The sequence below is a fragment of the Mesorhizobium comanense genome, assembly GCF_005503535.1.
Taxonomy (GTDB): Bacteria; Pseudomonadota; Alphaproteobacteria; order Rhizobiales; family Rhizobiaceae; genus Mesorhizobium; species Mesorhizobium comanense.
In genome coordinates this window covers 14,212-37,186 of the sequence record NZ_SCNN01000006.1, presented here as the reverse complement: position 1 = coordinate 37,186, position 22,975 = coordinate 14,212, and the positions used below count along the sequence as shown (strand labels likewise).

The 22,975-nt window shown below is 64.8% G+C and carries 17 protein-coding genes; 9 read left to right on the top strand and 8 right to left on the bottom strand.

Going from position 1 to position 22,975, the window contains the following annotated elements; all coding sequences use genetic code 11:
* Positions 1–14 precede the first annotated feature (14 nt).
* On the bottom strand, positions 15–1,811 hold the full coding sequence (locus FFS37_RS12550; RefSeq protein WP_137931276.1) for a GtrA family protein: 1,797 nt from the start codon (positions 1,809–1,811) through the stop codon (positions 15–17).
* Between the two features lie 162 nt (positions 1,812–1,973).
* Between FFS37_RS12550 and FFS37_RS12545 the strand changes: the two genes are divergently transcribed.
* Together FFS37_RS12545 and FFS37_RS12540 are read left to right on the top strand one after the other, a co-directional pair.
* Positions 1,974–2,975 (top strand): glycosyltransferase, encoded by a 1,002-nt coding sequence (locus FFS37_RS12545; protein ID WP_137931275.1) that lies wholly within the window; start codon positions 1,974–1,976, stop codon positions 2,973–2,975.
* 3 nt (positions 2,976–2,978) lie between these two features.
* The gene (locus FFS37_RS12540; protein ID WP_137931274.1) at positions 2,979–3,353 is read left to right on the top strand and encodes a GtrA family protein; all 375 of its coding nucleotides are present in this window, start codon (positions 2,979–2,981) and stop codon (positions 3,351–3,353) included.
* A 21-nt stretch (positions 3,354–3,374) separates the two neighbouring features.
* On the opposite strand, the gene FFS37_RS12535 is transcribed toward FFS37_RS12540, so the two are convergent.
* On the bottom strand, positions 3,375–4,301 hold the full coding sequence (locus FFS37_RS12535) for a class I SAM-dependent methyltransferase (RefSeq protein ID WP_137931273.1): 927 nt from the start codon (positions 4,299–4,301) through the stop codon (positions 3,375–3,377).
* 236 nt (positions 4,302–4,537) lie between these two features.
* On the opposite strand from FFS37_RS12535, the gene FFS37_RS12530 reads away from it, so the two are divergent.
* Positions 4,538–5,680 carry a helix-turn-helix transcriptional regulator gene (locus FFS37_RS12530; protein ID WP_137931272.1) on the top strand — a complete coding sequence of 381 codons (1,143 nt, stop codon included), beginning with the start codon at positions 4,538–4,540 and terminating at the stop codon, positions 5,678–5,680.
* A gap of 92 nt (positions 5,681–5,772) precedes the next feature.
* On the opposite strand, the gene FFS37_RS12525 is transcribed toward FFS37_RS12530, so the two are convergent.
* The 3 genes from FFS37_RS12525 to FFS37_RS12515 form a co-directional block, all read right to left on the bottom strand.
* Positions 5,773–6,282 carry a hypothetical protein gene (locus FFS37_RS12525; RefSeq protein WP_171026260.1) on the bottom strand — a complete coding sequence of 170 codons (510 nt, stop codon included), beginning with the start codon at positions 6,280–6,282 and terminating at the stop codon, positions 5,773–5,775.
* A 122-nt stretch (positions 6,283–6,404) separates the two neighbouring features.
* Positions 6,405–8,318 carry a sensor histidine kinase gene (locus FFS37_RS12520; protein WP_137931270.1) on the bottom strand — a complete coding sequence of 638 codons (1,914 nt, stop codon included), beginning with the start codon at positions 8,316–8,318 and terminating at the stop codon, positions 6,405–6,407.
* Between the two features lie 68 nt (positions 8,319–8,386).
* Positions 8,387–9,070, bottom strand: a complete 684-nt coding sequence (locus FFS37_RS12515) for a response regulator (RefSeq protein WP_137931269.1) — start codon at positions 9,068–9,070, stop codon at positions 8,387–8,389.
* Positions 9,071–9,377: 307 nt separating this feature from the next.
* Between FFS37_RS12515 and FFS37_RS12510 the strand changes: the two genes are divergently transcribed.
* Together FFS37_RS12510 and gshB are read left to right on the top strand one after the other, a co-directional pair.
* Positions 9,378–10,076 carry an outer membrane protein gene (locus tag FFS37_RS12510; RefSeq protein WP_137931268.1) on the top strand — a complete coding sequence of 233 codons (699 nt, stop codon included), beginning with the start codon at positions 9,378–9,380 and terminating at the stop codon, positions 10,074–10,076.
* A 218-nt stretch (positions 10,077–10,294) separates the two neighbouring features.
* Positions 10,295–11,236, top strand: coding sequence for a glutathione synthase (gene gshB, locus FFS37_RS12505; protein WP_137931267.1), 942 nt, complete (start codon positions 10,295–10,297; stop codon positions 11,234–11,236).
* A gap of 56 nt (positions 11,237–11,292) precedes the next feature.
* Here gshB and FFS37_RS12500 read toward each other — a convergent pair whose 3' ends face one another.
* Complete coding sequence (locus FFS37_RS12500) at positions 11,293–15,459, bottom strand: beta strand repeat-containing protein (protein ID WP_456299323.1); 4,167 nt, start codon at positions 15,457–15,459, stop codon at positions 11,293–11,295.
* Positions 15,460–15,687: 228 nt separating this feature from the next.
* Here FFS37_RS12500 and FFS37_RS12495 point away from each other — a divergent pair, with 228 nt between their 5' ends.
* The 3 genes from FFS37_RS12495 (at position 15,688) to FFS37_RS12480 (ending at position 20,295) form a co-directional block, all read left to right on the top strand.
* Entirely contained in the window at positions 15,688–16,782 is a 1,095-nt protein-coding gene (locus tag FFS37_RS12495; RefSeq protein WP_137931265.1) for a helix-turn-helix domain-containing protein, read from the top strand.
* A gap of 296 nt (positions 16,783–17,078) precedes the next feature.
* Entirely contained in the window at positions 17,079–18,611 is a 1,533-nt protein-coding gene (locus FFS37_RS12485; protein ID WP_137931264.1) for a YifB family Mg chelatase-like AAA ATPase, read from the top strand.
* A gap of 292 nt (positions 18,612–18,903) precedes the next feature.
* Complete coding sequence (locus FFS37_RS12480) at positions 18,904–20,295, top strand: aldehyde dehydrogenase family protein (protein WP_137931263.1); 1,392 nt, start codon at positions 18,904–18,906, stop codon at positions 20,293–20,295.
* A gap of 24 nt (positions 20,296–20,319) precedes the next feature.
* Here the strand turns inward: FFS37_RS12480 and FFS37_RS12475 are convergent, their stop codons facing one another.
* The gene (locus FFS37_RS12475; protein WP_137931262.1) at positions 20,320–20,907 is read right to left on the bottom strand and encodes a TetR/AcrR family transcriptional regulator; all 588 of its coding nucleotides are present in this window, start codon (positions 20,905–20,907) and stop codon (positions 20,320–20,322) included.
* 130 nt (positions 20,908–21,037) lie between these two features.
* Positions 21,038–21,649, bottom strand: coding sequence for a DUF308 domain-containing protein (locus tag FFS37_RS12470; protein ID WP_137931261.1), 612 nt, complete (start codon positions 21,647–21,649; stop codon positions 21,038–21,040).
* Between the two features lie 345 nt (positions 21,650–21,994).
* On the opposite strand from FFS37_RS12470, the gene FFS37_RS12465 reads away from it, so the two are divergent.
* Complete coding sequence (locus FFS37_RS12465; RefSeq protein WP_137931260.1) at positions 21,995–22,912, top strand: NmrA family NAD(P)-binding protein; 918 nt, start codon at positions 21,995–21,997, stop codon at positions 22,910–22,912.
* Positions 22,913–22,975 lie beyond the last annotated feature (63 nt).

Below are 22,975 nucleotides of genomic sequence, written 5' to 3'. Positions count from 1 at the left end.
TATTGTCGCGCCGATCAGCCGCCGGTTAACCGGACGCGATAGAGCTCGAGCGGAGCGTCACGGGTCTGTGCCACCGGCTCCAGCCATTCCGGCACATCACCGCGCATCAGCCCGGCCAGGAAGCCGTCCGGCGCGCTCGCAGCGAACAGCCGGCTTTCTGGATTGCCGGCGCAAAGCGCGACGAGCCCGACATGGTGGCTTTCAACGACGGCTTTGGCGTCGGCGGCCGAGCCCAGCAAGGCATCGAACACCAGCAGGTTTCCGGCCACGTTGCGGTGATAGGGTCCGGCAAGCGCGCGATGGCCAGTGAAGGCGAGGATGGGCGATCCCAGATTGGAGATGGCAAGGACGGTGGTGGGGCTCATCGCTGCAAGCGTGGAAAACGACGCCTTGCTGTTGCAGGGCGCGTCGATGCCCGCGGTCGCGGCGGGCGCGCCGGTTTCGAAGGCGTTCGAGGCGGCCTCGGCGGCCCCCGACCAGATGGCGTTCACCGAAATCAGCCAGGCCGCGGCCATCCTGAGCATGGTGGCGCCGGAAGGGCTGCTCTCGGCCCGCTGCCGCCACCTGGCGATCCATGCCGAGAGCGGGATGACCGCGAAGACAATGGAGAAGGTCGAGCCGCGCACTTCCCAGGCGCTGACCAGGAACGCCACCACCAGCAGCGCGCCGACCAGGCTATCCTGCCGCCGCCAGCCGCCCTGACGGAAGCGAAGCGCCATCAGGATGATCGCCACCAGCGGCGTGGCGAAGCGGGCCACCGCCCGGGCAGGGTCGTCCAGGACCAGCCGGAAGATCGATTGCGCCTCCTCGATATGGCCGAGCCACATTTGTTGCAGACGCGGGTCGAGGTTGGCGTAAGGCGCCGCAAGGCATTGCGGAAACAGAAAGATCATGACGGCGCCCAGGGCAACTGCAAGCAGGCCGAGCGAGGCGAGGCGACGCGTCAACGTCGCATTGGCCATATCAAGGCAAGCGATCGCCGCGAGCCCGACGCCGGCAAGCATGGCGAGCGCGAATTGCGCCACCGAGAAGGTGTCGCACTGGGCCTGGCCCCAGGCAGAGGCGGGAACCGTGGCGACGAAGACGGCGGCCGAGACGCTGGCGACGCCGAGGCCGAAATCCCTGGCGATCGGCCTTTCGCTGTTGCCGCCGCCAAGAAACAGAAGGGCGACGACCGCGCCCAGCGTAGCGGCATAGGGCGCGCTTTCCATGCCGATGGCCAATGTCAGCGTGGCGCAGACGCCGGCGACGAAGGCCGCCGCACGGCGGCCGGGCGCCTCGAGCAGCAGCGCGAGGCTGGCCAGTGTCAGCATCAGCTGAATGTTGTGGTGGTCGAGCGCGCCGGGCGAAAAGATGCCAATGTAATAGAGCGCCGCTCCGCCGACGACGGCGGCCGGCAGCACCGCACGCTCACCGGCGAAGGCGCGCGCCGCGCGCAGGATGAAGAAAAGCGCGAGCCAGAACTGCAGGGTGGGCCAGACGATCTGTACGATCCTCTCGGCCAGAACGGTGCTGCCGGTCAGCGTCGATACGCCAAGGATGCCCAGCGCCAGCGGTGCGTCGAGCAGGCGCGACCAGTGCATGACGAAGCCGCCTTCCGGGCCCATCCTGTACTGGTGCAGGTCGAACCAGCCCTGGCCGGCCAGCAGGTCGCGGGCCTCGACCAGTTGCAGGAGGCTGTCATTGTCGCCGGCCGGATTTGCAAGCTGCGGGAACCCGGCATGGGCATTGAGCGCCAGCAGCAGCAAGGCGGCCAGCAACGCGAACGCGACATCGGACTTCCCGGTGGAAGTCGCCCTTGCTGTGCCCATCCCGATCGCCCCTGGCGGAATGCCGGGCCTTTTCCAGGCCGACCGGCACTCATGAAGTCGGCCTTAAACCTAGCCTTAACGGCTTCAATAAATAGTAAAACCGCCTGAACGGACCGGTTTGCGGCGCGCAGCCGCGCGGCCGCCAGGCAATCGGAGACGAAAATGCCGCAAGACGTCCGCCATGAGCCCGTCATCGCCGTGCTCCTGCCCTGCTACAATGAGGAGCTTACCATCGCCGAGGTGGTGCGCCGGTTCCGCGAAACGCTGCCGGCGGCGACCATCTACGTCTACGACAACAATTCGCGCGACCTGACGGCGCTGAGAGCCCGCGCCGCGGGTGCGATCGTCGTTCGCGAGCCGCGCCAGGGCAAGGGCAATGTGGTGCGGCGCATGTTCGCCGATATCGACGCCGACATCTACCTGATGGCCGATGGCGACGGCACCTATGCGCCCGAGGATGCGCCACAGCTGATCAACACGCTCCTGACCGAGCGCTGCGACATGGTGGTGGGCACAAGGCGCGGCGTCACCGATGACGCGGGCAGGGCAGGGCACGCCTTCGGCAACCGGATTTTCAACGGCCTCTACAAATCGCTGTTCGGCAGCGACTTCACCGACATCTTCTCGGGCTACCGCGCCTTCACCAGGCGCTTCGTCAAGAGTTTCCCCGCCGTCTCCGGCGGCTTCGAGATCGAGACCGAAATGTCGGTGCATGCCTCGCAGCTCAAACTGCCGGTCAGCGAGATCGCGCTCGACTACGGCCGCCGCCCCGAGGGCTCGTCGTCGAAACTGTCGACCTTCCGCGATGGCGCCAGGATCCTGTGGATGTTCGCCATGCTGATGAAGGAAACCCAGCCGCTGCGCTTCTTCGGAGCGTTCTCGCTGTTCTTCCTCGGCTCGAGCCTGTTCCTGATGGCGCCGGTGCTGCTCGAATTCGCCGAGACGGGCCTCGTGCCGCGCATGCCGACCTGGGTGCTGTCGGTTGGCCTGCTGCTGCTGTCCATGCTGGCGGCGGTGACCGGGCTGATCCTCGATTCCGTGTCGCGCGGCCGCGCCGAACAGAAGCGCATTTTTTATCTCTCCATGCCTTCGGGCCGCGCCGAGCGCCGCACCGACGACATCGTTCAGAAGCCGCAGCCGGGCAAGACCCCGCGCGCGGCCTGAGAAATGCTGCGCCTCATGCGGTTCGCGTTCGCGGGCGGCATCGGTTTCGCCGCCGATGCCGGCGCGCTCTGGCTGCTGATGGCCGTCACCCCGCTCGGACCTTTTGTCGCCCGCATCCTGTCAATCGGCTTCGCGCTCTGCGTCACCTGGCAGATCAACCGGCATCTGACCTTCTCGCCGTCGCGCCGCGGCGTGGCGCAAGAAGGCGCCCGCTATGGCGGCGTCGGCATCGCCACCAGCGTCATCAACTATCTCGTCTATTCCGCGATCCTGCTCGCGCTGCCGGCGGCACCGCCGCTCGCGGCTCTCGCCGCCGCCTCGCTGGCCGCGATGGCGCTGTCCTTCCTGGGTTACTCACGGCTGGTCTTCGACCGCTGAGGGGCTGCCCCCGGATGTTGCTTAGGCACACAGCGCAAAGAGGTTCAGGCCGGTGTCATCCGCCTGGCAGCGGAAGCGCGAGCGGGCGATGTCCGCCGCCGTCGCCAGCTTCTCCAGATCCCTCGGCGCGCGATGACGAAGGAACCACTCGCCGATGATTTCCATATACGGGCGGGAACGGTTCTCATGGCCGAAATTGCCGAAGCATATGGCGCCGTTGTCAGCCATCATCCCGGTCAGCCGCTTCAGCAGGAAAACAGCGGTTTTGTCGTTGAGGTAGTCGAACAGGCCCGAGGACCAGATGAGGTCGAACTTTTCATCGGTGCGATAGCGCAGTGCATTCTTGTGCACGAAATGCGCCGTGATCTGGGGCATGGAGCCCAGATTGACCGCGGCGCGCGCCAGGGCGGCGGAGTCGGTGTCTAGGAAGGTGATCTCGATCGGTTCGCCGAGGCCCGCCGTCGCCTGGAGGATATCGAGGCTCGGGCCGCAGCCGACGGTCAGTATCTTGCGCGGCCTCGTCTCGCCGATGATCTGCCGCAGCACGCTTGCGCGATTGCGCACGGCGCGCGCGGCGTCGCCGGCATGAAAGAAGCGGTCCCATGCCGAAAGGTCGGCCAGGGCCGAGCACGCCATGTTGTAAATGCGCTCGATGATCTCGAAGTCGCCGGCATAGCCGTGCGGCTTGCAACGGGCAAACCCTTGCATGGTCGCGGTGCCGTGGAAGACGCGCGGACACCCGGCCAGGAACAGTTCAAGCCGCTTGTTCGAACTCCTGCGGTGGCTGACGCCATCCTGGATGACGAACTGCCGGCCATGCTCGCTGGCCAGCGCCCCGACAAGCTCAGGCCAGTCGCCCTCGGCCGGCCCGCCGCGCTCGACAAGCGCCTGCAGGAGCTCGATAAGCTCATCCCCTGTCGTGGTAACCTTGGCGATCCGCGTTTTCATCGATCCCTGCCATCACATTCACCCGCGGCTTTCTTTTTCCAGCCGGACTGAGCGCAATCTGCCGGTTGCCGATCTCTTTACATCCCTCAATTGAGGTATGGGCCAATCAGGCCCGGGCCCGGTAGCGTCAAGCAAATTCCCGGGTCGCCGCGACGCCAGCAGGCTCCAGCCAGGCGCCTTGGATTTCCATCATCGTGCTCGACCGGCGTCGAGGCATTCGTGGTCGTTGAACAGAGATGGATCAGCATAGCAGACGGATTACTGGCGAGCTCGGCGAGATTGTCATGGGAGCCGCCACCGATACGGCCCAGTGGCAGCACTTTTCGGATCGGTTCTGCGAATTGATCCCGGGGACGAAGGCCCTTTTCCTGGTCAATGACCGAAAGGCCTCCCGTGACATGCCGCTCGTCCAGTCAGGGTTCGAGGAAGGCGCCATACGGGATTTCGCGAATTACTACGGAGGCATCAACGGCTGGATGCCATTCAACCTCTCGCTGCCGCTCATGAAGCCGCGCCGGACCGAGGATTTCCTTCCATCGGCATCGTTCAGGGATACGGAGTTCTACACCGACTTCCTGCGGCATCTGCCGGAAAGCGACGCCGCGACGGCCATAAGGCTGCTGGAGGATCGCGACAGAAGTGCTGAATTGGCCGTTCACTATTCGGCTCGGGACACCGAACGGATCAACCTCGTCATCGAGCCTGTGGTCCAGGGGTTGGCACCCGCGATGGGTCTGGCACTTTCGATGCTGCGCGAGCGCCTGACGAATGCGTCTTCACCAGCCCGCTCCGGCATCGTTCACGCGATGGCGGATGCGGCTTTCATGGTGTCGGCCACAGGCCGCGTCGTGGCGGCCAACCAACCCGGGGAGGCGCTTGCGCGCGAGGCGCGCCTGGTGCGGATCGGTGTCGGCGACAGGCTGGAAATCCTCGACAGACAGGCGGCGGCCGAGATCGCCAGGGTCATCGGTCAAACCGCCCGGCGTGAGACATTCGTCGCCGGACGCGAAACGATCCGCCTGCAAAATTCCGATGGCTCGTTCTCCGTTGCGCTCTACCCGCTCGTCTTCCATCCGCCCGATGACAATTTCCGTTTGCTGTTGTCGCCGCAGACATGTTGCCTGCTCGTCATCCGCCCGCTCGCAAATGGCGGCGCCGGCCATGTCGAAATCTTGCGCGAACGCTTCGGATTGACCACGGCGGAGGCGCGGCTTGCGCTCAAGATAGCGGGGGGCGCCTCCCTGCCCGCGGCGTCGCTGGCGTTGCGGATCAGCTATCAAACGGGACGTACGCAGCTCAAGACGGTTTTCGCCAAGCTGAACGTACGCCGGCAGGCCGAGCTGGTCGCCCTGCTCCTGCCGCTTGTCGGGTCACTGTAGAGCGGTTCCAGGAAGAGAGTGAAACGGTTTTCCCGGGAGAAGCGCGAAGCGCTTCCCCCTTGGGAATTGCGCACACAACGAGTTGCCGCCATTCACCAGTTCTGATCGTAGCATCCAATGACGGTTACGCTTCCCAAAGCCAACGGCTCGCTGCATGTGGGCATATTGGAGCCTTGCTTATAGCACCTGCAGTCGCAAAGACTGAGAAACGTATAACCCAACGGACAACATGTATCCTCGGCCTGGCACCTAGAGTGACCGCAGTTCATCCGGCCGGAGCAGGGATTCTCGGCGAATGCCCTGCCTGCGAAACTCGACACGGAGAAGATGAGGATCAAGCCGCCCAAGGCCGCCGAAAGAAACTGTCTGCGTTCAGGATGAATGTCTTCCCGGGTGCTTCGATAGGTGTACACGCAGAGATGAAGCAGCGACACCAGGGAAAAGACGGCGAGGACGGCGAGGCTGTACCTCTCGCGCAGGAGACAGAACAGCAGCAGGGACGCCAGCGTGGCGTAACCGGATTGGCGCATGCAGCGCGGGCACCTTCCGATCCTGGTCAGAAATGACCAGGCGCGAATTTTCAGCGGTCTGACCGAATCCATCATGCGCCTCCTTCTGCGGTTTGGCTGCCACTCGAGGAGTCATGCGGTAAAGGATCGATAGCCGCATGCCGCATTTGAGGTATTGCCCGGCCCTTCGAGAAACCCGTCCGGGCTTCGGCCGGCTATTTCGCGCCCACACGCACACGTCCGGCTTCCAGGCCGGGAACGGATCCATGGCCGAGGGCAAGACGCGCGGTCGTCCCGGAAGCGTCGGAGCGCAAGGTGAAGGTGGCGCCGATCGCATCGGCTCGCGCCTTGATGTTGGCAAGACCGCGCCCGCCCCCTTTGGTGGCGGCGGCGGCATTACCGATGCCGATGCCGTCATCGATGACAAGGACCTCGAACGGCGGCACGGCGGCGCCCTGCCCGTCGCGCGGCGGGACCTCATCCGGGCATTCGAGCTTGAGCGTGACGACCTTTGCCTGGCCGTGACGTACCGAATTTGCAATGCACTCCTGAATAATGCGCAGCACATCCAGCGTCATTTCCGCCGACAAAGCGAGGGACTCCGCGCCGGGGCCGATTTCCCAGCGTGTTTCCACCCCGAGTGCCGTCAGGCGCGGCTCGAGCCGATAGCGGAGATTGGCCAGCGCATCCATCAACGTAGCCGTGTTGGGTCCGCGGGCGTCGAGGAGCAGGTGCAGCTCCTCCAGGGAACCTTGCACCGCGTGCGTGACCTCCTTGATGGAAAGATCGCCGCGGGCAAGGCCGCTGAGCAACAGGGAGAGCCGTGTTCCGACGCCGTCATGCATGTCGCGCATCAACCGGAGCCGTTCCTCGGCGCCGATCGCTTCGCGTTCGGTCCTGCGCCGGCTTTCGTAGAGCGACTCCAGCTCCTGGCGCGCGACCGTGATGCGCGCCTCGAGAATCCTGTTCATGCCGCCGAGCGCCGCCCTGGTCCGGGCCACGTCGTCGGCGAGAAGCGCGCTCGTCAGGACAAGTAGCAGGGGAAAGCTCACCGCCATCCACAGCATGCTCGAAAAGGCCCCCGCGCCTTCTATCCAGAGGATGTCATGAAGCGCCGGCACGACCTGGGCCAGCACGCCGATCATGAGGATGACACGATGCGGCGTCGGTTCCGCGATCGCGCGACGCGTGAAGGCCGCGACGCAGAAAAGGCCGACGGCGGCTTGGGGAACGTACCAGAGCCAGGGGGAGAGCGCCATGAACCGGCTGGTCGGCACCATGAACAAGGCAATCGATCCAGCGAGGGTGAACACTGCCAGTGCGGCCTCGAACCTGGGCCAGCGATGATCGGAAAAACGCAGCAGAAAAACCCAGATGAAACCCAGCGACCAGCCAAGGCTCGCGCTGACCAGCGGCCACCAGTATTCGACCGGCATGGGAAGGAAATCGACCGAGCCGTGAAAGTTGCGCAGCCCGAACAGGATCGCGCCGGCGCTGAATATTCCATAGTTGGCGGAGCCGACGGGGTCACGCAACCAGCTGAACAGCAATGGAAGGGCGAGAACGATGACGCTGAGATTGGCAATCCACAGCAGGTCGACCTGGAAGAACCAACGCAGGCGATAGGAATTGTAGAGCGGCAGGCGGGGCCCGAAGAAACTCTCCGAGAGCCCCGCCCTGCTGTTTACCTCCCCTGTCACCGAGACGGTCACGTCGTTGTCGCCGGGATGAAGCTTGTCGGCGGGGATCACAAGATAGAGCGGGCGGTTCCACAGCCATGGGGTGCTGTCGGACCCCGTCGGCTGGGTGATCTTGACGCCGTTGACCTCGACGACGCAGCGGTTGCTGACACGGGGGATATAGAGAGCCCGATCGCCGAGAGCGTCGGAAGCCATGGCGACGGTGAAGCGGTAGCGCCCGACCCCGCCAAACCCCGGATGCGCCTTGTTCCACGCATCGGGCAATGTGACCGGGCGCTCCGCCGGCACCGCCTGACCGCGTTCGGCCGCCCCGCCGGGAACGAGCGTAAGCTGGGCTTCCCCCAGCCTCCACGGATCCAGCGACTGGGACGACACCAGCCGGGCAATGGCGAATGGAGCCATCGTCGCGGCGACGATGATGCCCGCCATCAGTGCCAGACGCCAGCCGCCGTGGCGCCGGATGGGTGAGCTCGTCGCGGCTTCCACCTTGGGCCTCGTCAGATAAGCCCACGCACGGACGCCTCGAAGACGGCCTCACCGCGCGTGCTGACTTCGAGCTTCCGATAGATGGCCTTGGCATGCGTGCGTGTCGTGTGCGGCGAGACCTTGAGAAACCTGGCGACCTCGATCATGGTGAACCCCTTGGCGACAAGCTGGAGCACTTCGATTTCACGCGGTGACAGTTTCAGGCCGGCTTCGTCGTCTGCTCCGCCATGCGCGTTCGGCGAACTGAGGCTCCAACTGGGCTGCATGAGGGATCGGCTGCGCTGCTGGACGGCGCCGAGGATGTGGCGGGCGATCTTCGGGTCTATCGGGGAATGTCCGGCCCGCAGCCCATCGATCGCAGCGCTCCATTGTTCCGGCGTGGCCTCCTTGACCAGGTACCCCGTGGCTCCGGCATAGATCGCCGCGACCACGTTTTCCTCGTCCGCGAAAACTGTCGCCACCAGAATTTCAGCATCGGGATGCCGTCGCCGGGAGGCACGAATGACATCGATGCCAGACCCGTCGGGAAGTCCGAGATCGACGATCATCAGATCGAAGCTCTCCGTTTGGACTGCCTCCAGTCCCTGGCGAAGATTGCTGCACATCGCCACGATCCGGTAGTCCGGCCGATGCTCGACGATCGCCCGAATCGCCTGCTGCCAGTACGGATCGTCTTCGACGACGAAGAGTCGCATGCACAACCACCCCTGTTCCGATCATTAGCGGGATCGGGACATCACGCCAGCCTCGAAGGCGCACAACAAACGAATGTGATCCAGATGGAAGGCCGCCGTCCGGTCTCGATGGATCAGGGTGTTGTCCCGTTGCGACGCCGTCGGCGACGGCGCGGCTGCCCGGGGTCGGCAGCGAGACATGCCCGTATCCGGCTCCCACGTCGCACGCTGCCGGAAACAATCGCCATACCCCAAATGCGGGATGCCGATGCCCGCGCGCGTCGCCATAAGTGCCTGAGCCTCAGTCAAGTCCACAGGTGCTTCGAACATGAAATCCGCCATCCTCGCGCTTGCCGCACTGCTTTCTTCGCCGGCCGCCTTCGCGGCCGATCTGTCGCCCCAGGATGCCCCTCCAGCGCCACCGCCGGCCGCGGCCTTCAATTGGGGCGGCGCCTATGTCGGCGGTTACGCCGGGGGAGCGTTCGGCAAGAACCGTCTGATCAACCTCAGCGGCTCGAGCGACGTATCGCTTTCGCCGGCTGGCGGAACTCTCGGCGGTCTCGCGGGTGTCAACTATCAGACCGGATCACTGGTTTTCGGCGCCGAGGGCGAATTCGGCTACGACGGCTGGAAAGAGGGCGCCGACTATCTCAACTCCCGCGGCGGCACGCGCCACGCGGAGTCCGAAGGCTCATATATGGGCCGTTTGCGCGGCCGGATCGGCTATGCCGCCGGCAACCTGCTGTTCTATTCCGCCGGTGGCGTCTCCTTCACCAACGACAAGGTGACCCAGTCCAATCCTGTCTCGGGAAATTCCGATTCCATCGACAAGGGCCTTACCGGCTGGAACATTGGTGTCGGCGCCGAATACGCATTCAATCCCAAATGGATCGGGCGCCTGGAGTATATCCACGACTCCTTCGGCAAGAAAACCTACGATTTCCAGTCGCTGCCCGGCGGCTTCGCCGACCGCGAAGTGCATCTCGAGCAGAATACGATCAGGCTTGCCCTGGCGTATAAATTCTAAGGCTTTCCGGGTTCGCCTTTTCGCGGGGCCGCGGCTATCCCTGCCGCGGCCATCGCTCACCTATTTCAGGCTGGTCTTCGACCGCTGATGCATGTCGCCCAAAAGTGGCTTCCCGGTTTTGGGGCAACGACATGCATCAAAGGAAAGGCTGCTGGCCCGATTGGCAGACGGCGTCGCGACCCTTATATCGCTTGCACCGATAGCGCCGGGGACCCGCCATGAAGCTGAAAATCGCCGTCCAGATGGACCATGTCTCCACCGTGTCGATCGCCGGCGACACCTCGTTCGCGCTGTCGCTGGAGGCGCAGCGGCGCGGCCATCAGCTTTTCCACTACACGCCCGACCGGCTGTCGCTTCGCGACGGCAAGGTTTTCGCCCGCATCGAGGAGATGCAGGTGCGCGACGAGAAGGGCAACCACTATTCGCTGGGCGAGAAGGTGCGCACCGACCTGTCGGAGATGGACGTCATCCTGCTGCGCCAGGATCCGCCCTTCGACATGAACTACATCACCACCACGCACATCCTGGAACGCATTCACCCCAAGACGCTGGTCGTCAACGACCCGGCCTGGGTGCGCAACAGCCCGGAAAAGATCTTCGTCACCGAGTTTCCGGACCTGATGCCGGAGACGCTGATCACCAAGGATCCACTCGAGGTGGCAGCCTTCCGCAAGGAGTTCGGCGACATCATCGTCAAGCCGCTCTATGGCAATGGCGGCGCCGGCATCTTCCACCTCAAGGAAGACGACCGCAACCTCGCCTCGCTGCTCGAAATGTTCGGCCAGCTGTCGCGCGAACCCTACATCGTGCAGCGCTACCTGAAGGACGTGCGCAAGGGCGACAAGCGCATCATCCTCATCGACGGCGAGCCGGTCGGCGCCATCAACCGCGTGCCGGCGGAGCACGATTCCCGCTCCAACATGCATGTCGGCGGCCGCGCCGAGAAGACCGAGCTGACGCCCCGCGAGCGCGAGATCTGCGCCCGCATCGGACCCTCGCTGAAAGAGCGCGGCTTCATCCTGGTCGGCATCGACGTGATCGGCGACTACATGACCGAGATCAACGTGACCTCGCCCACCGGCGTGCGCGAGGTCAAGCGCTTCGGCGGCGCCGACATCGCCGGCCTGTTCTGGGACGCGGTCGAGGGCAAGCGGACGTAGCCCGTTTTCAGGTCGAGCTACAATCCCGCTTCTTCAAGCGCACGTCATCCGCTCTGTCAGTTCAGCGGCACATTGATCCGCGCCTGACCCGCAATGGCGGAGTAGCCGGACGCGCCGATGCCGTCATAGGAAGCGGTGGCCGAAAATGCCACGCCCTGCGGGGTGCGGAAATTGAGGCCGGCCTTGATGCGGCCGCGCAAGCCTGTCGGGCCGGTCGCCGTATCGGACAGCGCACCAGAGCCATCCACATTGGTGGAGGCGAAGTTCCAGATCAGTTCCGGCGCGAATGAGGGCTCGACCCACAATCCGCCGTCGGTCGCAAAGCCGTAGGACAGTTCGGGAGAGAATTTGAGCTGGCCCAGCTCGGTCTTCACGCCCGGAATGGTGACGCCAAAAGTGTCCTGATAGGCGTCGGTCGTGTCCTGGAAGTAGATGAAGCCCAGATTGGGCGTGAAGGTCACGCCCTGCCCGAGATTCCACTTGCCCGCGACTTCCGTGGAGGCCAGCCACCGCGTGGAGGTGAAGTCGCCGGAGTCCGAAAGGCTGTTGCTGGAGCGGCCCCAGCCGGCCCGCGACGTCCAGAACAGCCGGTCGGTGAGGCGCACAGTGGCGTAAGGCCCCGCCATCCATCCGGTTCCGGAGACGGCCGTACCGGATGTCTGGTTCATCGTGTCGACCTGCGTGAACGCGCCAACCAGCAAACCGGGATTGACCACATAATCCGCACCCGCGGTGAACAGGCCAAACTGGCCACTGCGTTCGCCACTGTAACCGGCATAGGTGCCCTCTACCCACAGGTCGAAGGGCGAGTAGGAATGCGAGCCGCCCTGCGAGCCGTTGAGGCCAAGTGCAGCTTCCTGCCACTTGGTGAACTGCGACAGCGAGCCGTGGAAGGAAGCCGCAAAGCCGTCATGGGCATTGACCGTGGCATCGAAGGCGCCGGAATAGCTGAGCCGGTCCATCGATCCTGACTGGCCAGCATTCTGCACGGCGCCCAGCAGCATCGCCTGCAGACCGTAGGGATCCTGCCGGCCGGCGGCAGCTTGATAAGCCGGTGCGGCAGTTGGGGTGAATGGACCGACTGCTCCCGCACGCGATTCGAAAGCCGCAAGCGGCAGGTCAGATTTCAGCCCCGCTGCCTGTTGGTTCGTGAGATCGGAAGAACCACCGCCGCCACCTTGGCCCGCGGCCTCGTTCAGACGGTCCATGCCGTGACTGCCGTAGTCAGGCTGGTTGCTCACGATCTGGTTGGCACGGTCGGAGATGAAGCCGCCGATCGCCTCGGTCACCGCGCCGACGTCCGTCGTGACGACCGAGATGGTCTGCTGTGCCTGCGGAGCTGCCGCGTACTGAGCATTGCCGGCCTGGTTGGCGTTGACCACGCAGATGCCCGCCACGGAAAGGAAGGACACGGTGCTGCCGGAAATGCTGCACACGCCCGCGCCGCTCGAAGCGTCGATCGAGAACAGAACCGGCTCGCCGGAACCGCCGCCAGTGGCCGAAACCACATAGTCCGGCGAATGGATGTGGACGGGACTGGGCGGGGTCGAGGTGAAGGTGATAGTCTGCCCTAGGCTCTCGACCTTCAGGCTGAAGCTGTTCGTCGCCGTCGCACCGTTGGCGTCTGTCACGGTCACCGTATAGCTGGCCGCCGCGCTGGCGACGGTTGGGGTGCCGCTGACCTGCCCGTCGGCAGTGCCAAAACTCAGGCCTGCCGGAAGGGCGGGTGAGACGGCATAGGACAGGGGGTTGGTTCCACCGCCGCCGGTGACCGGCGTGAACGGCGTCACTGCCGTGGTCACGGTGAGAGACTTCGTGGCCACCGCTTGTGTCGCCGTCACGGCGCTTCCTACGGCAAGCGAGAAAATATTGGATGCCGTGGCGCCATTGGTGTCGGTCACCGTCACGGTGTAGCTCGTGGCGGCTGACGTGACGCTGGGCACGCCGGTGACTTGCCCGTTTGCCGCATTGAAGTTCAGTCCGGCGGGCAGGCTCGGCGACACGCCGTAAGTGAGGCCTCCTGCGCCACCCGCTCCGGTGACGGGTGTGAATGATGGGGCCGCATGGCTCTGAGTCAATATTGTCGTCGCGATCGCCTGCGTGGCGGTGACCGCGCCGTTGACGGTGAGGCTGAAGGTGGCGGCTGCCGCTACGCCCTTGGTGTCGGTCACCGTCACGGTGTAGGTGCCAGCCGCTGCGGTGGATGGCGTACCGGTGATCTGCCCATTCGAGCTGTCGAAGCTCAATCCGGCAGGCAGGGCCGGCGACACGCCGTAGGACAGCGGGCTGGTTCCACCGCCACCGCTGACGGGCGTGAACGGAATGACCGCATGGTTCTGGGTCAATACCGCCGTCGGCACCGCCTGTGTGGCGGTGACCGCATCGTTGACGGCAAGCAAGAACGTGTTGGAGGCGCTGGCACCGTTGGCGTCGGTCACGGTCACGGTATAGGTCGTGGCAGCTGATGTAACAGTTGGCGAGCCAGTGATTTCGCCGGTCGACGCACTGAGGGACAGGCCGGCGGGCAATGAGGGGCTGATGCCGTAGCTGAGCGCGCCGCTGCCGCCGCTGCCCGTCACCGGCGTGAACGACGTCGCCGGTTGGCCCTTGGTCAGGGCTACAGAGGCCACAGCCTGGGTGGCCACCACCGGGCCGGTGACCGTCAAATCGAATGTCTTGGACGATGTTTGCGGCGGACTGGCCTGATCGGTCGCCGTCACTGTGTAGGTGGTTGTCGGCGAAGTGCTGGCGGCCGTTCCGGTGATGGCCCCGGTTGCGGTGTCGAATTGCAGGCCTGCCGGCAAAGCCGGCGATATGCCGAGCGTGATCGCAGGTGCCCCACCACCTGCCGTGACGGGCGTGGCGGAATTGATGGCCACGCCTTGGTAGACGTTCAACTGGCCGACAGCCTGGGTGGTTGTGAGCAGATTATAGAATATGAGGACCGCATAGCCCGTGCTTCCAAAGGCGCCACCGGACTCAGTGGCCGAAGGCGCCTGCAGTGTGGTGATGGATGTATAGCCGGCAGACGATGGAAGCCGGATATCGACCGTAAGGGTACAACTGCCGAGGCCTGGAAGACTTGCGCCCGAGAGAACAAGGCCACCGGGCCCATTGCTGACGTTGACACTGCCGCCACACCCGTTGACCAGATTGTCTGGTGAGGGAAAGCTGGCGCCATTGCTGTTGCTGATACTGACGGAAATGCCTGTCAGCCCCACCGGATTGGGGTTTGTCAGAACCAATTGCCCCTTCACCAGCTGGCCGGCAATCGGCGTGCCTGAATAGACATAAGACAGTGCGGCGTTCGGTGGGGACACAGCCGTCACGGTCAACGGCGTGGCTGTCGTGGCCTTGGTTCCAGTGAGGGTTAGCGGTCCAGTGGCCGAAACAACGCCGGTCGTATGGCTGTAACCCGCAGGTACGGACGAAGTCACCTGCACGGTCACCGTGCAGCTTGCATTGGCATCCAGCGTAGCGCCGCTCAGGCTGAGAGACGCTGCGTTGAACGTGCCGTTGGTGCAGGAGTTGGTGGCATTGCCGCCGGCGGCCAAACTGAGATTGGCGGGCAACGCCGAAGCCGCAAGGGCAACCCCGGTCAACTGATCAACGCCGGTGTACTGATTGGGATTGGTTATGGTCAGGGTCAGCGTTGAAGTCTGCCCCGCGGTGATGGAGGTGGGATTGAACGCTGCCGCCACCGATGGAGGAGCAGAAATGGAGAGTCCCAAATAAGCGGTGTTTCCACCTGCGCCTCCAGATTCGTTGGCTGTGGCACCACTGGAGTTGCGGCTGTAGAGTGAAGTCGATCCGGGGTTGGGCGGTAGCTGCACATCGACATCGATTGTACAATTTGCGCCGCTTGCCAAACCCACGCCCGAGACGCTTACGATAGAACCTCCCGAATTTGCAACAACGCTGCCGCCGCACCCGTTGGACAAGTTGGCCGGCGAAGCGAATGTCGCGCCGTTGGAAATGGCGAATTGTGTGGTCACCCCTGTGAGGTTTGTCGCGGCGTTGGGATTTGACAGGGCCATTCTTGCGGTAACGACCTGGCCAGCCAGACCATGTGCGACATTGAACGAGACCGCGGAGTTGGGTGGCAATGGATCGGCGCTAGCGCTCGTGGTCCACGGGCCAGCGCCCGTCAATCCCAGGAAAAGGATAGCCACGCCAAACAGAACACGGGCCAGAACGGCCCAACGCACAAACTGATTTCCCATAGCCCCCGGACGCCCTGCAGCCTCGTGAAAGGTGCCGGAAAACCATGTCCGCAGGCACCTCTCGCCCCACCAAGGGACTGTTCCGACGGCCTTGCTTTGCATTCAAGCCGAATGTGACCGCTTGGGACGCTGGGTTTAAAAAATGGGACGGCGGGTAAAGCGTCGGATCGTTTGAGGTTTTAGAAGCCGTGTGACAATCTCTCAGGCAACGACAAAGAGTGCGTTTTCATGAATTCGCCTAAAGACGAGCAGACAGCCTACATCGATTGCTACCAGGCGGCGTTTCCTGAAAGTGACCCTCAAAGTGTTGTATCTTTCGCAAGAATGCTGTCGCCGGTCTTCGATTTCGAGGTGCCGTCTTTCGCGAAAGGTGCCCCGTTCTTCGCGACATCGGAAATCTACAGCTTGCCCCAGGTGACCGTTTCGCGGGCAAAGAGCGGCGCGGGCCGCTTCACCCGCACGATCAGGACCATGGCGCGACACGGCACGGATCAGATCCTGGTCGTCTGCTACACGCGCGGCCATTTCGACCTGACAATCGCCGGCAAGACCAGGCGCGTCGAGGCCGGGGATTTCGCGTTTCTCGACCTTTCGCAGGAAATGGCGATCGAAGCGCCCGTCGTCGAGAATGTAAGCCTGGCGGTGTCACGCCGCAGGCTCGAGCCCATGGTGCCGTTCCTCGACGACGCTCACGGTTTCGTGCGCCGGCAAGGACCCCTGACGACCATTCTGCGCGGCGTGATGGAAAACGTCATCGCGGTCGGACCGGACCTTCCGGTTTCGGAGGCCGGCGCCGTTGCCGACACGATCATCCAGCTGGCCACGGCATGTCTCGAACCTCTATCAAGCCAGCAGAACGAAGCGCGATCCGGCCGCAGGGCGGTTTCACTGGCCGCGATCAGGGCCGCCATCGAGCAGCGGCTTTCCGGTTCCGAGCTGACGCTTCACACGCTGATCGACGAGTTCGGCATTACCCGCTCGACGCTCTACCGGATGTTCGAGCCGCTCGGGGGAGTCAGCGCCTATATCAACGAACGACGGCTTCGCTTCGCCTTTCGCCGCATGGCCGACGCGGCGGAGGCTGAAGTGCGTGTTTCGCAGTTGGCCTTCGAACTCGGGTTCAGCCACGCCTCAGCGTTCACCCGCGCCTTCAAGAAGCTCTTCGGCATGTCGCCGAAAGACGTGCGCAGTCTCGCCTCGCAATCAAAAATGGAAGAAATGGAATTGTTAACGTCCCGCGACCTCCTGCAATATCTCAGACCGATCGAAAGGCAATCGAGCGCGCGATTTGCGCCCGTATCGGGCCATCCGGCTTCCTCCTAGTCGGCATCGACGACGACATGATCTCCCCGACCGGCGCGCGCGACGTCAAGTGCTTTGGCGGCGCAGACATTGCCGGCCTGTTTCGGGACGCGGTCGAAGCCAAGCGGACGTAGGGCGTTTTCATTTCGTATTAACCATGTTCCGTTTTTTCAATCCGCCACAACCCGGCTGCAACCGGCGCGGCTGGGTGTTCCTGTAATGTTCTTGATTTGATCAAGAAATTGTGATTGTCTTTCCAGCGGGCCTTTCAGGGCCGATCGCGTGGGCCGGGGCAAGCCCATATCCGGGGACAAGACATGGTGGCGCGGGTTCGCACGGTCGCTTTCCAGGGCATCGAGGCCGTGCCGGTCGACGTGCAGGTGATGATCGCGCCCGGCAAGGTCGGCATGCAGATCGTCGGCCTGCCCGACAAGGCGGTGGCCGAAAGCCGCGAACGCGTGCAGGCGGCGCTGCATGCGTCGGGCCTGTCGATGCCGTCGAAGAAGGTGACGGTCAATCTGGCGCCCGCCGACCTGCCCAAGGAAGGCAGCCATTACGACCTGCCCATCGCACTCGGCCTGATGGCGGCGCTCGGCGCTATTCCGGGCGACATGCTGGCCGGCTATGTCGTGCTCGGCGAGTTGTCGCTCGACGGCACGATAACAGCGGTCGCCGGTGCGCTGCCGGCGGCGATCGGCGCCAATGCCGAGGGCAAGGGGCTGATCTGTCCGTTCGCCTGCGGCCCGGAAGCGGCCTGGGCCGGCAAGGAGTTCGACATACTGGCGCCGCGCAGCCTGATTGCCATCGCCAATCATTTCCGCGGCACGCAGGTGCTGTCGCGGCCGGAAGCCGGCATCCACGCCACGGCGCGCGACCTGCCCGACCTCGCCGACATCAAGGGCCAGGAGACGGCCAAGCGGGCGCTGGAAGTGGCGGCCGCCGGCGGGCACAATCTGCTGATGGTTGGGCCGCCCGGTTCGGGCAAGTCGATGCTGGCGCAGCGGCTGCCGTCGATCCTGCCGCCGCTGGCGCCGAAGGAATTGCTCGAAGTATCGATGATCGCCTCGGTCGCTGGCGAACTCGGCGAGGGCAAGCTGACCGACCGGCGGCCGTTCCGCGCGCCGCATCATTCGGCCTCGATGGCGGCGATGGTGGGCGGCGGCCTGCGCGCGCGGCCGGGCGAAGTGTCGCTTGCCCACCACGGCGTGCTGTTCCTCGATGAATTCCCCGAATTCACGCCGCAGACGCTCGATGCGCTGCGCCAGCCGCTGGAGACAGGCGACTGCATGATCGCGCGCGCCAACCACCGGGTCACCTATCCGGCGCGCATCCAGCTGGTGGCGGCGATGAACCCGTGCCGCTGCGGCATGGCCGGCGAGCCTGGCTATCGCTGCGTGCGCGGCGAGCGCTGCCGCACCGATTACCAGGCGCGCATCTCCGGCCCGCTGCTCGACCGCATCGATCTCAGGATCGAAGTGCCGGCGGTCTCGGCCAGCGACCTCATCCGGCCCGACCAGGCCGAGAAGAGCGCCGCCGTTGCCTTGCGCGTGGCGCGCGCCCGCACCCTCCAGCGCGAGCGTTTCGAGCGGCTCGGCGTCAACAGCGCCACCACCAACGCCCATTGTGCGCCGGCCGTCATCGAGGCCATCGCCGCGCCTGACGCGGCCGGCCTGTCGCTGCTCAGGGATGCCAGCGAGAAGCTCGCCTTCTCCGCCCGTGCCTACCATCGCGTGCTCAAGGTGGCGCGCACGCTGGCCGATCTCGACGCCAGCGAGACGGTCGGCCGCATCCATCTGGCCGAGGCGATCTCTTATCGCATGAGTTCGGAGCGGGTGGCACAGGCGGCCTAGAGGTCGATCCCTGCCGGTCCGCCGGCGGGCCGCCGGCAAGACATCACGGCACGGACAGCCGGAGCCCGACAGCTCGGGGCGCTGCTGAGCGTCTCGCCCTGCGATTGCGGGAAGCGTCGCGAAACAATCCAGAAACAACGTTCAATAGAGCGGAAAAACTCGCGAAAAGAAGGGGTCGCATAGTCATCCATGGCGGTGAGGGTCGCCACGGGTGCCCTGGTCCGGGCACCGAAGGTCATGCCGAAGGGGGAATCCGTCGGCGACTGGCATTTCGATCGTGGCCGGAGGGACGATGAAAACCCATGCCTATGGCAACACCTTGCTGCACATCAACGGCCGCTGGCGCGATGGGCATCTGCCGGCCCTGCCTGTCCACGACCCCGCCACGGAGACCGCTATCGGCGCCGTCGCCACGGCCGGCGTAACGGATTTGGACGAGGCTACGGCCGGCGCAGAGCGCGCGTTGTGGACATGGCGGCGGATGCGCGCGGTCGAGCGTGGCCGGATCCTGATGCGGGCGGCCGAGCTGTTGCGCAAGCGGGTGGAGCCCATCGCGTACGGGATGACGATGGAGCAAGGCAAGCCCCTGGCCGAGGCGCGCGCGGAGACTGCCGCGGCCGCCGCCTTGCTCGACTGGTTCGCCAATGCGGGACGCGGCCATGGCGAGGGGGCCGCGCCCGATGAACCGATCGGCCCGGTGGCGGCATTCGCGGCGTGGAGCTTTCCGCTCGGGCAAGCGGCGCGCAAGGTGGCCGCGGCGCTGGCCGGCGGCTCATCCGTCGTGCTTGCGGGACCGCCATCGGCGCCGGCCAGCTGCGCGGCCCTGGTGGTTGCCCTCGCCGACGCCGGCCTGCCGGCGGGGGTGCTGAACCTGGTGTATGGCCCGCAGGCCGACATCGCGCCCTATCTCATCGGGCATCCCGCAATCGCCCGGGGTTCCTATAGCGGCCCGGCGCTGCTTGGCGCGCGGCTGGCGGCCCTGGCCACGACCCGCGGCAAGCGGCTGGCCCTGGAACTCAGCGGGCCCGCGCCAGCAATCGTCTTCAGCGACGCCGATATCGGCCTTGCGGTCAACGCGCTCTGCCGGGCCAAGTTCAGGAATGCCGGACAAGCACGGTTCGCGCCGACATGCATCCTTGCCGAAAGCTCCATCCACGGGCGGTTCCTCGACGATTTCATCGAGGCCACGAGACGGATCACGATCGACAACGGGCTCCAGCACGGCGTCGAGATGGGACCGCTGGCAAGCGGAGCGCGCGTCGCGAAGATGGAAGCCCTGGTGGCGGACGCCGTGGCCGGCTCGGCCACCGTGGCGGCCGGAGGCCATCGCAGGGGCAATCTCGGCTGCTTCTTCTGGCCTACCGTGGTGACCGATGTCCCGGGAGAGGCTCTCCTGATGAACGCCGAGCCGTTCGGGCCGATCGCGGTGGTCAACCGTTTCGACCGCTACGAGAACGGGATCGCCGAGGTGAACCGCCTTCGCCCGATCCTGGCGCTGCATGCCTTCACTACGTCGCGGACGACCATGGATCGGCTCAGCCGCGACTTCGCCGGCGACATGCTGCTCCTCAACCAGCGCGACGGCCGGGCGCTGAGCCTGCCATACGGCGATATCGGCAACGGTGACGGCGACGACAGTCTGGAAGGCTACGCCCAGTCCCGGTTGATCAGCCAGTCGGCCTGATGGCGCCGATCCTCTTTGCCCGGATCAATCGACCCCGGGGATCAACTTGTGAAGCGTCGGCGTCAGGATCATGCCGAAGGTCAGGACATCGCCATAGGCGCGCGCGGAGAGCATCGCGCCATGAACGGTCGCCATGAAAGCCTCGGCCTCGACGCGCGGCGAAGCGGAAATGGACAGCGTGCCTGTCTCCGCGCCGCGCCCGATGACGCCCGTCAGCCATTTCGAGAGAAACTGAAAATACGCCCGCACTTCCAGGCCAACCTCCGGCGGAAGGGCCGGCAGTTCGCTGGCGAGCAGCGCGCAGACGCAGAACGGCATGCTAGAATCCTCGATGCATCGAGCCCAGATGCCGGCATAGGCTCGCAGCAACTCGGGCGGCTCGGGGATATTGCGCTCGAGCCCCCCCAGCCCCGTGACGGCATCGTCGAGGTAACGCTTGAGCAAGGTCTGTACGAGGTCGACCTTGCTGGGGAAATGGTGATGGATGCTGGCTTTGCGGATGCCGATCACTTCGGAGATATCGGCGTAGCTGAAGCCATTGTAACCGCCGGCGACGATGAAGGTTCGCGCGGCGGCCAGGATCTCGTCGGCGGTGTTCGAAGGCTTGCTCATGACTTGCTCCGGCGGAGGGCTCCTTTGTCCTTAGCGGGTTGCCGTTTTCACGCAAACGGCAACCCGCTCCAGGTCTCTGCTTTGATGCAATTGCGAACGCAGACTTCGCTGAACTCGCCAGACCCGGCCGTCACATTTTTCCGGAATTGCCACGGCTTGCGGCCGGCCGCGACTTGCGAAGGGCGTCGCCGACCGACAGCCATAGTGCGGAGACGAGAAAGTAGAAGGCGCCGAACGCAGCATAGGGAGCGACGTTGACGATGCCGATGACCTGCGTGCCACCGGCCATCTTGACGAAGAACAGACCTGCCAGCGCCGATTGGGCGCCGCTCAGGATCATCGCCCATTGCGCACCGTTGGTCTTCCAGCGCCGCACCGCCGTCAGGAGCTGAAACACGCCCGCGACAACGGCCCAGACGCCATAGACCGAGAGCACCGCGTTCATACCGTGACCGAGCGCGATGGCGACCGCAATCGCGGCTGCGATGCTGACGGCGAAGTTGAGCAGTTGCGACCTGTTGCGGCCGAGGCCGCCGGTGCGCCGGGCGTCGATGTAGTTGGCGAGCGCGTCCCATGCGGGATAGGCAACCAGCATGGCGGCAGCGACTGGCGGGCTGCTTTTCGCGATGGTGAAAGCCGCCGCAACCCAGGCCGCCGATACGGCAAACCGCAGATAGTAATAGCTTCTCAGCCAATCGTTCGATGAAGGAGCGCGGCTCTGATCGCTCATGTGTCCAGGCATGATGGGGGACCTCTCGTTTGAATTGCCTACCAACTAGTAGGTAGATTAGTAATCGTCAAGACATCTGGAGCCCATTGCCCGTCGGCTCGACATCTCATTCGCGTGATCGGCGCTCGTTTCTCGCGGATGACGATGATGGACATTTCCACCCGGCCTCCGTAATTTCCCTTCGTCGAAAATGGCTGGCTTGGTCTGGGTAGGCCCAAGCCCTTCTTCTCGCGAAGAAGTTCTGTTCCCGCGCTCTGCACGGGAACCCCCGACAGTCCCGGCGCCAGCGCGCCTCGGGTCTGTTGGGCGCTGTCATGGTGATGCCGCTCCAGGGACCCGGTCCAAAAGGAGCAGAGCATGTCCAGATCCGAACGTATCCTTGTCACCCTGGCCAATGGCGTGCAGGGCGGCGCCGTCGCCCGCGAGGCCGCGCGGCGCGGTTTTTCCGTCACGGCACTGGTGCGCGATCCGGCCAGGAGCACGGCGCTGGCGCGCCTGGGCATCGAGCTCGCGCAAGGCGATCTGGCGGATCCGGCCTCGCTCCAGGCGGCCCATGCCGGCGTCAGCGCTGTTGTGCTGCAGGTGCCGATCGGACCACCCGACATGGTTTGCCGCCTCGCCGAGAACGCCGTCGCTGCGGCTAAGGATGCCAAGGCCGGCGTAATCCTGAAGCTCGCCAGCGCAAGCCGTCCCGCGCCCTGCGAGGAGCCGAGCTTCGTCGCCAACGCCGCGATCGAGACCATGGTCAGATCATCCGGCCTGTGCTGCGCCATCCTGCGCCCGACCATGTACCTCGACAATCTGCTCAAGCCCGGGGTCCGGCAGGAGGTCGCCAACGGCATGTTCCAGGTGCCGATCGATGCCTCGCAGCGGATCGCCTGGACTTCCGCAGGTGATTGCGCGGCTGCGACCATCACGCTGATCGAAAACAAGGCCTATGGCGGCAATCATCTGATATCGGGGCCGGACAGCGTCACCGGCGCCGAGCTCGTCCGGGCGCTGTCCCGCGGCCTTGGGCGCAGCATCGTCTATCGCAGCGAACCCCTGGACGCGTTCGAGAGCGCGGTGGACGCCGCCATGGGGTCCGGCATGGGCAAACGCGTGGCGTCGAAATTCCGGTTCTTCCAGGCCCACAGGGACGAGGCCGATGCCATCCTCGCGCCGGCCTATGTCGATCAGCCCGGCCTCGAAGGCTTTCGCCCGACCTCCATCGAAGACTGGGCAAGAACGCATGCCCGCGCCTTTGACGAGGCGATCACGCCGACATCTCGGTGATGTGATCGCGGCTCCCTTGTGTGGCCGGAATGGTCGCGAATAAAAGCTGACAGCTCCGCACAG

What these genes read in the sequence shown, in the direction of transcription:
- FFS37_RS12480 (WP_137931263.1), top strand. Translation starts at nt 18,904, where the DNA reads ATGAAAACCCATGCCTATGGCAACACCTTGCTGCACATCAACGGCCGC.
- FFS37_RS12465 (WP_137931260.1), top strand. Translation starts at nt 21,995, where the DNA reads ATGTCCAGATCCGAACGTATCCTTGTCACCCTGGCCAATGGCGTGCAG.
- FFS37_RS12520 (WP_137931270.1), bottom strand. Translation starts at nt 8,318, where the DNA reads ATGGCGGGCATCATCGTCGCCGCGACGATGGCTCCATTCGCCATTGCC.
- FFS37_RS12540 (WP_137931274.1), top strand. Translation starts at nt 2,979, where the DNA reads ATGCTGCGCCTCATGCGGTTCGCGTTCGCGGGCGGCATCGGTTTCGCC.
- FFS37_RS12495 (WP_137931265.1), top strand. Translation starts at nt 15,688, where the DNA reads ATGAATTCGCCTAAAGACGAGCAGACAGCCTACATCGATTGCTACCAG.
- FFS37_RS12475 (WP_137931262.1), bottom strand. Translation starts at nt 20,907, where the DNA reads ATGAGCAAGCCTTCGAACACCGCCGACGAGATCCTGGCCGCCGCGCGA.
- FFS37_RS12500 (WP_456299323.1), bottom strand. Translation starts at nt 15,459, where the DNA reads ATGGGAAATCAGTTTGTGCGTTGGGCCGTTCTGGCCCGTGTTCTGTTT.
- FFS37_RS12470 (WP_137931261.1), bottom strand. Translation starts at nt 21,649, where the DNA reads ATGCCTGGACACATGAGCGATCAGAGCCGCGCTCCTTCATCGAACGAT.
- FFS37_RS12510 (WP_137931268.1), top strand. Translation starts at nt 9,378, where the DNA reads ATGAAATCCGCCATCCTCGCGCTTGCCGCACTGCTTTCTTCGCCGGCC.
- FFS37_RS12545 (WP_137931275.1), top strand. Translation starts at nt 1,974, where the DNA reads ATGCCGCAAGACGTCCGCCATGAGCCCGTCATCGCCGTGCTCCTGCCC.
- FFS37_RS12515 (WP_137931269.1), bottom strand. Translation starts at nt 9,070, where the DNA reads ATGCGACTCTTCGTCGTCGAAGACGATCCGTACTGGCAGCAGGCGATT.
- FFS37_RS12525 (WP_171026260.1), bottom strand. Translation starts at nt 6,282, where the DNA reads ATGGATTCGGTCAGACCGCTGAAAATTCGCGCCTGGTCATTTCTGACC.
- FFS37_RS12485 (WP_137931264.1), top strand. Translation starts at nt 17,079, where the DNA reads ATGGTGGCGCGGGTTCGCACGGTCGCTTTCCAGGGCATCGAGGCCGTG.
- FFS37_RS12530 (WP_137931272.1), top strand. Translation starts at nt 4,538, where the DNA reads ATGGATCAGCATAGCAGACGGATTACTGGCGAGCTCGGCGAGATTGTC.
- gshB (WP_137931267.1), top strand. Translation starts at nt 10,295, where the DNA reads ATGAAGCTGAAAATCGCCGTCCAGATGGACCATGTCTCCACCGTGTCG.
- FFS37_RS12550 (WP_137931276.1), bottom strand. Translation starts at nt 1,811, where the DNA reads ATGGGCACAGCAAGGGCGACTTCCACCGGGAAGTCCGATGTCGCGTTC.
- FFS37_RS12535 (WP_137931273.1), bottom strand. Translation starts at nt 4,301, where the DNA reads ATGAAAACGCGGATCGCCAAGGTTACCACGACAGGGGATGAGCTTATC.